General features: G+C 59.6%; 12 protein-coding genes. 1 reads left to right on the top strand and 11 read right to left on the bottom strand.

What is annotated here, in order from left to right; genetic code table 11:
• Nucleotides 1–92 precede the first annotated feature (92 nt).
• The 9 genes from SB822_RS25290 to SB822_RS25250 form a co-directional block, all read right to left on the bottom strand.
• Complete coding sequence (locus tag SB822_RS25290) at nt 93–377, bottom strand: hypothetical protein (protein WP_079501516.1); 285 nt, start codon at nt 375–377, stop codon at nt 93–95.
• A 182-nt stretch (nt 378–559) separates the two neighbouring features.
• Nucleotides 560–2,152, bottom strand: a complete 1,593-nt coding sequence (locus SB822_RS25285; RefSeq protein WP_410855882.1) for a gamma-glutamyltransferase family protein — start codon at nt 2,150–2,152, stop codon at nt 560–562.
• Nucleotides 2,153–2,169: 17 nt separating this feature from the next.
• Nucleotides 2,170–3,540: an aspartate aminotransferase family protein gene (locus SB822_RS25280; protein ID WP_086917833.1), complete on the bottom strand. Its 1,371-nt coding sequence runs from the start codon at nt 3,538–3,540 to the stop codon at nt 2,170–2,172.
• Nucleotides 3,541–3,598: 58 nt separating this feature from the next.
• Nucleotides 3,599–4,363, bottom strand: coding sequence for an ABC transporter ATP-binding protein (locus SB822_RS25275; RefSeq protein WP_007733277.1), 765 nt, complete (start codon nt 4,361–4,363; stop codon nt 3,599–3,601).
• A 10-nt stretch (nt 4,364–4,373) separates the two neighbouring features.
• On the bottom strand, nt 4,374–5,099 hold the full coding sequence (locus tag SB822_RS25270) for an ABC transporter permease (protein ID WP_009770732.1): 726 nt from the start codon (nt 5,097–5,099) through the stop codon (nt 4,374–4,376).
• Nucleotides 5,096–5,794, bottom strand: coding sequence for an ABC transporter permease (locus SB822_RS25265; RefSeq protein ID WP_009770731.1), 699 nt, complete (start codon nt 5,792–5,794; stop codon nt 5,096–5,098). Before SB822_RS25265 ends, SB822_RS25270 begins: the two co-directional genes overlap by 4 nt.
• Nucleotides 5,795–5,861: 67 nt before the next feature.
• A complete protein-coding gene (locus tag SB822_RS25260) occupies nt 5,862–6,656 on the bottom strand; it encodes an ABC transporter substrate-binding protein (RefSeq protein ID WP_410855881.1) in 795 nt (264 codons plus the stop codon).
• A 117-nt stretch (nt 6,657–6,773) separates the two neighbouring features.
• On the bottom strand, nt 6,774–7,445 hold the full coding sequence (locus SB822_RS25255) for a GntR family transcriptional regulator (RefSeq protein WP_410855880.1): 672 nt from the start codon (nt 7,443–7,445) through the stop codon (nt 6,774–6,776).
• Nucleotides 7,446–7,722: 277 nt separating this feature from the next.
• Complete coding sequence (locus tag SB822_RS25250; protein WP_410855879.1) at nt 7,723–8,439, bottom strand: GntR family transcriptional regulator; 717 nt, start codon at nt 8,437–8,439, stop codon at nt 7,723–7,725.
• A gap of 292 nt (nt 8,440–8,731) precedes the next feature.
• On the opposite strand from SB822_RS25250, the gene SB822_RS25245 reads away from it, so the two are divergent.
• Entirely contained in the window at nt 8,732–10,222 is a 1,491-nt protein-coding gene (locus tag SB822_RS25245; RefSeq protein WP_114222555.1) for an MmgE/PrpD family protein, read from the top strand.
• 401 nt (nt 10,223–10,623) lie between these two features.
• Here the strand turns inward: SB822_RS25245 and SB822_RS25240 are convergent, their stop codons facing one another.
• Together SB822_RS25240 and SB822_RS25235 are read right to left on the bottom strand one after the other, a co-directional pair.
• Nucleotides 10,624–11,058, bottom strand: a complete 435-nt coding sequence (locus SB822_RS25240) for a hypothetical protein (protein WP_007733258.1) — start codon at nt 11,056–11,058, stop codon at nt 10,624–10,626.
• A 433-nt stretch (nt 11,059–11,491) separates the two neighbouring features.
• A complete protein-coding gene (locus SB822_RS25235; protein ID WP_007733256.1) occupies nt 11,492–12,271 on the bottom strand; it encodes a hypothetical protein in 780 nt (259 codons plus the stop codon).
• Nucleotides 12,272–12,312: the final 41 nt, after the last annotated feature.

Below are 12,312 nucleotides of genomic sequence, written 5' to 3'. Positions count from 1 at the left end.
CAAGCCTGCGCGTCTCGAAGCGAATACCTCAACGGGGCGACAACTGTCAGACACCGATACGTCGATAGTCGCCCCTGCAATCAATCCGGGATTTACGAACCGAAATACACCGGCTTCATTCCATCATTTGCATCCGGGCGGATCGAGCCTTCGATTTTGTGGCCCACGCGGGAAACAGCGCTGCGGAGCGACCGCAGTTCGTGATGGCTACCCGACGCTGACGTGCCATCGGCGACGCCGCCGACATCCCCAGCAGCCGCGACCGTATGCGCGGCCTGCGTATTGATTGGTGCGGCCGCTTCGTTGGATTGGGCGAACGACGAGACAGCGGGGATTGCGAGGGCAGCAGCAACAACGAGCGATTGAACGAGTTTCATGATACTTACCTCCAGGCTTTGATTGCTTCGCAAACACCCGTTTGCGTTTCAGTGATGCAAGTCTAGGCCGGAGGCGGCTCGTAATTAAGCCCTCGTAGAACAATTGAATGTTGTTGGAATAGGTATAAACCCTATACACATCGACGTAGTGGCGTGCAGCCGGTCGTACCCGCCGGGACTGGTCAGATGCCCAATGCGCAGCCGTCTTTGCGATGGTCCGACGCACCGGCAAGCGTACCGTTTTCCCAGTCGATCCAGATCGCCTGCGCGCCGCCGATGGCCCAGTTCGGCGGCGCCAGCCTGAATCCGCGCCGGGTCAGTTCGTCACGCGTTGCCGCCGGCAACGTAGATTCAGCTTCGACGACACCCGTGCCCGGTTGCGGAAACACGCGCGGCAATGCGATGGCCGACTGCATGTCCAGCCCGTAGTCCAGCACCTTCGACAGAAAGTGAGCGTGCCCCATCGCCTGATAGTGGCCGCCCATCACGCCGAAGGTCATCTGCACTTTGCCGTTCTTCGTGACCATGCCGGGAATGATGGTGTGCATCGGTCTTGCGTGCGGCGCGATGGCATTGGGATGCCCTTCTTCGACGGCAAAGCTCTGTCCGCGGTTGTGCAGCATCACGCCGCTGTGCGGCGCCATGATTCCGCTGCCAAAAGGATGAAAGAGCGAGTTGATGAAGCTCGCGCAATTGCGATCTTTGTCGACGACGCAGATATAGACCGTGTCCTTGTGATCGGCGGGACGGTACGTCGACACGTCGGTCATGGCACGCTCGAGTGAGATTCGGGCGCGCAGTGTCGACACGGTTTCGTCCGACAGCAGCCAGTCGATATCGAGCGGCTGGCCGCGCGGATCGCCGAGCAGCGCATCGCGGATCGAATACGCAAGCCGCGTCGCCTCGATCTCGCGATGCAGCCGGTCAGCGCCGAGCGGATCGTCGGTCGCATCGAATCCTTCGAGAATCTTGAGTATCAGCAGCGCAATGATGCCCTGCCCATTCGGCGGACACTCATGCACCTCGTAGCCGCGGAAGCTCGCCTTGATGGGCTTCACGTATTCGCCGCGATACTGCGCGAAGTCGTCCAGCGTGTGCAGGCCGCCCTTACTCTTCAGACACTCGACCATATCCTCCGCGATAAAGCCCTCATAGAACACTCGCGGACCTGCTTCGGCGATGGCCATCAGCGACTTCGCGAGCAACGGCTGCCGGTGAAGCGTTCCCGCCGCAGGTGGAGCGCCTTCGATCAGCATCTGCTCGCGGCTCGTCTTGTCCAGCCGCAGCAATGCGGCCTGATTCGCCCAGTCGGCTGCCGCGCGCGGCGCCACGACATAGCCCTCGCTTGCCAGCTTGATCGCCGTGGCGAACAGCGACTTGAACGGAATCGAGCCATGATCGCGCGCCAGCGTCGCCCATGCGTCGACGGCGCCCGGCACCGTCACCGCATGAGGCGAATGGCGCTCGATCGACGAAACGCCCATCGACTGCAGCACGGACACGCTGGCCGCCTGCGGCGCCCATCCGGAGCCATTGAAGGCGATGATGTCGTCGCCGCCGCCGCGCGAATACAACGCGAAGCAATCGCCGCCTATCCCCGTCGAGCCGGGCTCGACCACACACTGCGCGGCGCAGGCCGCAATCGCTGCATCCATTGCATTGCCGCCCGCTTCCAGAATCTTCACGGCGGCAAGTGTCGAAGCGGGATGCGATGTCGCCGCCATGCCGTCCTTCGACATCACCAGCGATCGTCCCGGTTGCTCGAAATCTCTCATGCTGTTTGCCCGTCCCATCAGTTGTTGTTCAGCGTCTTGCGCCATGCGAGCGTATCGTCGAGCGCGCGCTTCGCGGCATCGAACATTTCATCGATTTGCGCGCGGGTCACGATGAGCGGCGGGCAGAAATTGACGGTGTCGCCCAACGCACGCGTGATCAGTCCATGCGACAACGCACGCGTGCCGGCATAGGCCGCGACGCCCTCGGACGGCGCGAAAGGCTCCCTGCTCGCCTTGTCCGCCACCAGCTCGACGGCGGCAAGCAGGCCAGCGCCACGCGCTTCGCCGACGAGCGGATGTCGCCCAAGTTCGGCCACGCGCTCCTGGAAGTGCGGCGTGACGGCTCTCACATGTTCGAGAATGCCGTCCTGCTCGTAAATGTTCAGCGTCTCCAGCGCGACGGCTGCGCACACGGGATGACCGCTGTACGTGAACCCGTGACCGAATGTGCCGATCTTCTCGCTCTCAGTGACGAGGCCGCGATAGATGCGCTCGTTGACCAACAACGCCGAGATGGGCAGATAGCCTGCGGATAGCTGCTTGGCCATCGTGATCATGTCGGGCTGCATGCCGAAAGTCTGCGAGCCGAACATGTTCCCCGTGCGTCCGAAACCGCAGATGACTTCGTCGGCCACGAGCAGAATGTCGTGGCGCTTCAGCACGGCCTGAACCTTCTCCATATACGTGGCAGGTGGCACGATCATGCCACCGGACGCCATGACGGGTTCCGCAAAAAACGCCGCGATGGTGTCCGCGCCCTCTTCGAGAATCAATCGTTCGAGCGACTCGGCGCAGCGCGTGGCGAACTGCTCTTCGCTCTCGCCAGGCAAACCGTATCGATAGAAATGCGGGCAGTCGGTGTGCAGAATCCTGTCGATAGGCAAGTCGAAGTCGCGATGATTGTTCTGCAGCCCCGTAAGGCTCGCCGACGCAATCGTCACGCCATGGTAGGCGCGTGTACGCGAGATGATTTTCTTCTTCTGCGGCCGGCCGATCGCGTTGTTGAAATACCAGATCAGCTTGACGGCCGTATCGTTGGCCTCGGACCCGGAGTTCGCGAAGAACACCTTCGACATCGGCACGGGCGCCATCGAAATCAGCTTCTCAGCCAGCAGAATGGAAGGTTCCGACGACTTGTGCCCGAACGCATGATAGAACGGCAGTTTTCTCATCTGCCTGTCGGCAGCATCCGCGAGCCGTGTTTCGCTAAAACCGAGCGATGCGCAGAAAAGCCCGCCGAGTCCTTCGAGATATCGGTTGCCCTCGGAATCGTAGACGTAGACACCTTCGCCGCGCTCGATCACCATCGGTCCGACTTCGCGATGAAGACTGAGATTGGTGTACGGGTGAAGGTAGTGATTGATGTCGTTCTGTTTCAGGTTTTGCATGGGTTGGTTCCTTGATTCGTCTCATCCACGTTTGGGTTCTCGTCGTGCGGCATTGGGACTACTTCATGGCTCCCGACAGGAATCGCTGAAGGCGCTCGCTTCGCGGCGTTTTCATGACTTCACGTGGATGCCCTTCTTCTTCGATCACACCCTGATGAAGAAAGACCACATGGTTGGAAACCTCGCGCGCAAAGCCCATTTCGTGCGTAACCACGATCATCGTGCGGCCCTCTTCCGCGAGATCGCGCATGACCTTGAGCACATCGCCGACGAGTTCCGGGTCGAGCGCCGATGTGGGTTCATCGAAGAGCAGCGCTTCGGGCTCCATGGCGAGCGCCCGCGCAATCGCAACCCGCTGCTGTTGTCCACCCGACAGGTGCGACGGGTAAGCATCCGCGAAACGCGTCATGCCGACCTGCTCCAGATAGCGCCCAGCCCGTTCCGTGGCCTCGGCCCTGGTCAGCTTCAGCACGTGCCTCGGCGCTTCCATGACGTTCTCCAGCACGGTCATGTGCGCCCAGAGATTGAAGTGCTGGAAGACCATCGCGAGGCGCGTGCGCATTTGCCTCAGTTGCGCGGGATCGCTGATGCGGATTTCGCCGCTTCCGTTGGTCGAGGTGCGTACTTCATTTCCGTTGAGGCTCACGCGGCCCGACGACGGCGATTCGAGAAAGTTGATGCACCGCAGGAACGTGCTCTTGCCGGACCCCGACGAGCCGATCATGCTGATCACGTCACCGCTTTTTGCGGACAGCGAAACGCCCTTGAGTACTTCGTTATCGCCATAGCGTTTGTGCAGATTTTCGACAGTCAATGCATTCATATGGCGAGTTCTAGCTTTTAGCGAGTGTGGCAAAGTTCTGGGGGCGCAGATAAACCAGGTATCGGCGTTCGGTGAGGCGGACCAGAAGTGTGATGATGGTGGTCAGCCCGAAGTACACGGTCCCGACGGAGATGAATGCTTCGAACGGCGCGTAGTAGTTCGCATAGAAATCGCGCGCGACGCCCGTCAGATCGACGATCGTGATGGCGCTCACAAGCGACGTACCGTGCAGCATCAGAATCACTTCGTTGCTATACGCAGGAATGAAGCGGCGCAGCGCCGAGGGCAGAAGAATTCTTCTCCATGTCGTGAGCTGGCTCATGCCGTAGGCTCGCGCTGCTTCGATCTCGCCGTACGGTGTTGCGCGCAATGCGCCCGCCAGAATCTCCGTCGTGTAGGCACAGGTGTTCGCCGTCAGCGCGATCAGCGCGCAGTCGTAGGGATCGCGCAACAACGAAAGAATGGGCGTGCCGCGCTGCCACGCGTCCTGCATCCACTGGAACTGGCCGAACCCGTAGTACACGATCATCAGTTGCGCGAGTAACGGCGTGCCGCGCATGAACCATGTGTAAACCGCAACAGGGCCACTGACGATACGGTTGGGCGACACACGCAGCACGGCGAGCGGAATGGCGATCAGCAAACCCAGCACGAGAGAGAAAACCGTGAGCTGAACTGTTACCCACAGGCCGCTCGCGTACGAAGCAAACAGTTGTCCGAGCTGTTCATATGTCATCGGTGCAGGCTCCCTTCCCGAACACCTCTGTGAAGATACGTGCGTGCGCGCGCAAGACAGGCCGTCGAGCCCGATGTCACCACCAGATACACCGCGCAGGCCGCAAGGTAGAACGTCATCGGTGCCTGCGTCGTGCGGCCCGCCTGGTCGGCAATGAACATCACGTCGTGCAGGCCGATCAGCGACGCAATGGCCGTCGCCTTGAGCAGAACCAGCCAGTTATTGACGGCAGCGGGAAGCGCGAGGCGCATCATCTGCGGGAACAGGATGCGTCGGAACGCAAGCCAGCCCGAAAAGCCGTAGGCACGCGCCGCCTCCATCTGGCCGCGCGGCACGCTCAGAATCGCGCCGCGAAACGTCTCCGTGTAATAGGCGCCGAAGATGAAACCGATAGTCAACACGGCCGCAACGAAAGCGTTGACGTCCGGTGCATGAAGACCCACCCATGACGCCAGCTGGTTGAGGATCAGTTGCCCGCCGTAAAACACGAGCAGCATCATCACGAACTCGGGCACACCGCGGACCAGCGTCGTGTAGGCCGAAGCCATCGAGACGACCGCCCGCGAGCCGTACAGCTTTGCCACCGCGCCAGCCATGCCCAGGCACACCGCGAGCACCACGGACAGCACAGCGAGGACGAGCGTAATTCCGGCACCCTGTAAAAGCGCGGGGAAATACCGCTGGAGTTCGAGCATGGTTCCACCTGTGATGACTTGTTGGAGGCCGCGACAGACGTGCGCTCGCGGCGCCTTGCCGGCAATATCAGTAGATGTCGAAATTGAAGTACTTCTTCTCGATCGACAGATACACGCCGTTTGCGCGGATCGCGTCGATAGCCTGGTTGAACTGCTGCTTCAGATCGTCATCTCCCTTGCGCACGGGGATGCCATAGCCTTCACCGAGCAGCGCCTTCTGTTCCGGCGTCGCGCCGAGAATCGGCTGCCCGACGAACTGGAAGTTCGCGCCTTCCGGTTTGCTCAGAAACGCGCTGTACGCAGCCGTCGCGTCCTGCAGCCCCGCGTCGAGACGGCCCGAGCGAAGATCCATATAAGCCTCGTCCTGCGTCGCATAGCGCACGATCTGCACGCCGCTCTGCGCCCAGTACGCACTCGCGTATTTGTCGGCCAGCGTGCCCCGCTGCACGCCGACGCGCTTGCCCTTCAACTCGGCAGGCGTCGCGTCCTTGATCGGGCTCGCTTTCGATGCGATCAGTCTGCGTGGCGAGTTGTAGTACTTCTCGGTGAAGTCGACTTTTTGTTTGCGCTCGGCTGTGATCGCTACGGACGCGACGATCGCGTCGATCTTCTCGGCCTGCAATGCGGGAATCAGGCCGTCCCAGTTGATCTGCACAAGCGTGCAGTTCGCATGCATCTGCGCGCATAGTGCGTGAATGATGTCGATATCGAAGCCCACCGGTTTGCCGTCCGGCTGAATCGACGAGAACGGCGGATAAGCGCCCTCGTAGCCGATGCGAATGTCTTTCCATTCCTTCGCATGTGCATTCAGGGCCAGCACGCAGATGGCCAGTCCCAGCAGATTCTTCACGAGTCGTTTCATGTCGAGGCTCAAAAGGTTGGTGTAAGTCACGCGCGGCTATGTGTTTCCGTCGCACTCGTTTTATATTCGTACAACTAATATTTATGAAAAATTCATCACGATGAATAGCCTGTTTTCCTAGCGGCCCGACGTCATCCATTGACGCAGCGCCGGCACCGTCGCTTCAATGTGCTCTCGCACGGTCGCCTCGACGGCCATGGGGTCACCGCTTTTGATGGCGTCGATGATCGTCGTGTGGTCGTCGCGCGAAGTCATCTGCTTGTCGGCAAGTTGCAGCCAGAGACGCATGTGCGGCTCGACGACGGTATGCAGGCCGGCAATCTGCGCGACCAGACGTTTGCGGCCGCTCAACTGACACAGATACTCATGGAAATTCCGATGCGCGCTCACCCACTGATGCGCGTCCTGCTCGTGGCTTTCCATCACTTCGATCAGCCGTGCGAGTTCAGCGACGTGCGCGGGCATGATGCCCGGCAGCGCCAGCTTCGCTGCAAGTCCCTCGAGCGCGCCACGCATGCAGAAGACCTCTTCCATTTCGTCGGCATCCAGCCCGCGGACGATCGCGCCGCGGTTTGGCCTGATGACGACGAGACCCTCGCTTGCGAGCCTGCGGAATGCTTCGCGCACGGGCATGCGGCTCGTGTCGATCTCGGCCGCTATCTCTTCGGGGATCAGGCGGTCGCCGGCGCGGTACTTACCCATGCGGATGCGATACAGCACATAGGCATATGCCTCTTCTTCCGCCGTGACGGCGAATCCTGCGCGAAAGGAATGAACGCTTTCTTCCATGGTCTGCCTGATCGGCTTGCTCGAAATGAAATTAATTTGTAAGACTGGATATTTGTATCCGTGGATTCAATATATCAATCCAATAAAGCGGCCAAATAGGGGAAAACCCTTGGATTTGATTTGAGAGGGAGATATGCGGACGACGGGGGAAAGTCGACGGACGTCGTGATCGGGAGCCGACATCATGCCGCTGCGTTGCTGCTGATATCCGGAGGGCATGTGCTCCGATCGTCGATTGCTGTTTATCGCGCAATCTCGTTCTTGCAAGAGACGCCGACTACCTCTCGTCAGCGCCGACGCTGTCAACGCCAACAGGCACCTGCTCCCACGCCTGTTCGATTGCCTGCAGAGCGCTGAACACGATCGACCGGTTGAGCGCTGCGGCCAGCACGCCGTCTCGCTCCGCGTAGGCTTCGCACAAGCGCTGATGATCGGAGCACGAACGCTGCAAACGCCCCGGCAACGACGTGCTCAACCGGCGCAAACGGTTGGTACGCATGCGCATCGAATCCAGCACCTCCTTGAAGATGCCGTTGCCGCATACCCGAAGTTCTTCGTCGCGAAATGCGACATTTGCCCAGAAATAGCCGTCGACGTCGCCTTGAGCGGCGGCCTCCGCAAGACGACCATGGGCATGCCATAGCGATTCGATGTCAGCGTCGGTGGCGCGTTCGACGATGGCCGTCGATACCTGTGCGTAAAGAATCGCGCGCAACTGATAGATCTCGCGCACGTCCACCAACTTCAGCGCCGACACCCGTGGACGCCTGCGCGGCGACCAGTCGACCAATCCTTCGCGACTCAACACGAACAGCGCTTCGCGCACTGGCGTGCGGCTGACGCTGAACCGTTTCGCGAGATCGACGGAGTTCAGATCGTCGCCCGGCGAAAGGCGCCCTTCAATGATGCCGCGCGCCACCCAGTCGACGATCTCGCCGACACGCGACGATTCACCGTCCTCCTCGAGCTTGCTTCTGTCGACATTCTGATTCACCGCAGTTCCCCTTACGTCCGGGATCGCCGGCCCGGTTTCCGGGCGATTCTAGCAAACGGCCCTTCTTCGGCGGCGCGTGGCAATGCGCGCGGCCTTTCTGGGTTCACCCTCCAAGTGTGTACACTGCGCGTTCTGCGCCTTGCGAAATCACGGTTTTCCTATTTATAATACGCAAAGTGTCGACATTTTAGCGTTTCGCATCAAGGTACGACAACCACAGAGGCGTGCGATCGAAAACCATGAGCCGCCGCACCCAGCCTCATCGAACATCAAATCCGAAGGAGACAAACCGATGTCCGTCATCGACCGACGACGCTTTCTGAAAACCAGTGCCGTTGGAGCTTTGGCATCGGCGGCCGCCAGCAAGGCGGTTTTCGCCGACTCGCCCGATACTGCCGCGCCCGCTTCCGCGCCTGCGCCCGCTAGCAGCACAAATGCACGCCCGCCGAAGGTCACGCGCATCCTCGCGGAGTTCATCGTCAAGACCGGTTACCAGGACTTGCCCGCGCCCGCCCGCAAGGAAGGCGTGCGAACCTTGATGAACTGGGTCGGCGTTGCTGTCGGCGGTTCGCACGATGAAACGGTGAATCGCGCGGTCGCCGCCCTGACGCCATTCTCCGGGCCGCCACAGGCGAACCTGCTGGGCCGCAGCGAGCGCTTCGACATCATGAACGCGGCCTTCATCAACGGCGTCAGCAGCCATATCTTCGACTACGACGACACGCATCTGAAGACGATCATTCACCCGGCAGGGCCCGTCGCTTCCGCGATTCTGGCGTACTCGCAATACCATCCCGTGTCGGGCAAGGATTTTTTGAACGCGCTCGTGCTAGGCGTCGAAACGGAATTGCGGATCGGCAATGCGGTGTATCCCAATCACTACGATGTCGGCTGGCACATCACGGGCACATGCGGCGTATTCGGCTCGGCGGCGGCAACGGGCAAGCTGATGGGGCTAAGCGTTCAGCAAATGGTTTGGGCATTGGGCCTTGCGGCGTCTCAGCCGGTCGGCTTGCGCGAATCGTTCGGTTCGATGAACAAGAGCTTCAACCCGGGGCGCGCGGCCGCGAACGGCATCTTCGCGGCTCTGCTGGCTGCCAGGGACTACACCAGTTCGGATGGCATGATCGAAGCGAAGCGGGGTTGGGCGAACACCATCAGCACCAAACAGGATTACCGCGAAATCACCGAAGCGCTGGGCACGCGTTACGAATCGACGCTGAACACCTACAAGCCGTTTGCGTGCGGCATCGTCATTCATCCGGCAATCGACGCGGCAATCCAGCTTCGCAATCAATATCACCTGACGGCCGATCAGATCGACCATATTGATCTTCGCGTGCATCCGCTCGTCATCGAACTGACCGGCAAGAAGACGCCGCAGATCGGGCTCGAAGGCAAGTTCAGCATCTATCATGCGGTCGCGATTGCCGTGATCGACGGCGCGGGCGGCGAAAAACAGTTCAGCGATGCGAAAGTGCGCGACCCGGTGACGGTTGCCCTGCGCGAGAAGGTGAACGCAATCATCGATCCTGCAATCAAGCCGGAACAGGTCGACATGACCATCACGCTCAAGGATGGACGCAAGCTGCACAAGTTCATTCAGCATGCCATCGGCAGCACTGAAGTGCCGATGACCGATCAGCAACTCGAGAAGAAGTTCGCCGACCTCGCCGACGGCATTCTTTCGCCAGCTCAAACGCGCGCATTGATTGAAAAGTGCTGGCACGTCGAGCAACTGGACAGCGCGAGTGAGATCGCACTGGCCGCGCTGCCGCAGTAGTTGATTGACACTCCGTCGCTGGCGCACCGGCGATGGTTGCCAGGATGATCACGCCTGGAGCACAGTAGTCGCGCCATCGAACTCGTTCGATGGCGCGTGCGAACCGAGCGAGCAGGCATTGAGCCGGCTGGTTATGCGACACGCCTGAGATAAATCCCCCGCGGATCAAAGTTCCGCTTCCTCGCGCTCCTGATCGAGCATCGCGTGAGCCTGGTGCGTCAGCTTCTTCAGTATGCCTGACAACATCTCCCGCTCCGCGCGCGTGAGGCATAACAGCAGGAACGCGTTGCGCTCCTATTGCGGCCGTTGGACAACACACGTCCCTGGAAACAACAAATTTCGATAACCGGCGGCAACCTGCCAAACGCTACAGACCTCCAGACATCTCGCCCGACGCACATTCAACGGCGCTCGGTAATCGGCCCCTCGGCATCCACGCGCCCGACAGCACCGACGGGGCCGCCGATGGTGATCGGGCCATCCACTTCCAGATCGCCGTGCACGATCAGCGGACCGTGCACAGTGAGCGGCCCATCGAACGTGTTTCCTCCCCCGCGCCTGCGTACTGCCGGATCGTTGGGCGGAATCCGTTCAATCCAGGCCGCCGTGATCGGCCCGCGGGCGTAGATGTCACCGGCCACTGTCAGCGAGCCATCGACGGTCAACGGTCCGCGGACGACGGCCGACCCGGTGATGCTGAGTGGGCCTGTGGTAACGGGCTGAGCATACGCTGACGGGAAAAAGACGGAGCACGCCAGCAGAACCACGCCTGCCGCGGTGCCCCACGTCAGCTTCGGGGTCATGCTCATTCCGAGCCTCGCAATGAAGCGTTTCATGTTACCTCCCAGTCGGCGCAACTCGCGCGCCCGTCTGCCGTCCGCGCGATTCGCGACGGCCGACTGCCCTCAAGCAGGTACCTACGGTACTTTTCACTCTAGCCAGGGAGGCGACGAAGACAAGCAAAAGTGGCCGATGGTCCAACGAGATGGATGGCGTGTGGACGTCCGCTGCCTCCTGAAGATCGGCCGTTTGAGTGTCTGCGGGCGCGCGCCGGCGAGTGGCAAGAGTTGGCCGACGGTAGTTCTCGTTCACATCAGATGCCAGTGAGCAGCCACTGAGGATCTCAACGACCGCTCCGCAGAGCGTTCTCGAATTGGTGCTTTCTGCCAGTAATTGTCGTTCACGAAACACAAAAAGTCGCCATTCCAACGGCCGGTTCACTTCGAAATCTGCCGGACACCCGATGGAACAGCCGGCCGTAAAAATTCTTCAGTCAGTCGTTGAAACATGATCGACGATTTTGCCGTCACGAAATTCCTTACGGAAATTGCTGGCTCGCAGGCCTGGTGTCACGACGGCGTGATCGCGGGTCGACTCCCAAAGTGGTCGCAGCTTATTTTTCGCGTCTTCTTCGGATTTAGAAATAGCAAGCAGCCTCTTCAACGTTCTATTCTGAGGAGTTTCAGGGTCGGTCTTTAATTTTTCAATGTAATCGTCAAATTGTTTTTTTTCGTTATTGCTGCGTCTGTGAACACCTTTTTCGTGGGGATCTTCCGTATCTATTGATCCGTATTGCTGCATTAGAGATTCTGTATAAGCAAAAATACGGCAACTCTGATAACCCGCTTCGAACATCGCCTTGGAGAACCTTTTGGCGAACGACTCTTTGTCGAACGCACCATCCTGCCCTCCCTTGCATACCCATAACTTGATCTTTACGTTACGTTCCTTTTTGAGGCCGTGCGCGGCCAACTGGAGAACTAATTGCGAAGCGGTAACTTTTTTTTCGACATCTTTGTCCGTTTCACATTTGACGTTTGTCGAAAGATAGTCCAACCCTGCGTTGCAATGCGCGTTGATTAGCAGCTCATCCCCGTCGGAAAGATCAAGGGGCTGCGCTTCGCTCTTGATGTAGTTGTCATCGTTCCTTTTGGGGGCGTAAATCCGCTGATTGTTCTCAAAGCCTTTGGCAGCATCGGGTCTTTTAGCGAGCACTGATGCTAAATTACCTGCCTTTGTCGCAGGGAACGGCGTGTATATGAGCTTCATCGTCAAATTTCTCAATATCAGAGATTAGTTATCGAAGACAA

Origin of the sequence: Paraburkholderia sp. SIMBA_054, assembly GCF_046534875.1 — a bacterium.
GTDB classification, from domain to species: domain Bacteria; phylum Pseudomonadota; class Gammaproteobacteria; order Burkholderiales; family Burkholderiaceae; genus Paraburkholderia; species Paraburkholderia hospita.
This window is presented reverse-complemented; position numbering and strand designations above follow the sequence as displayed.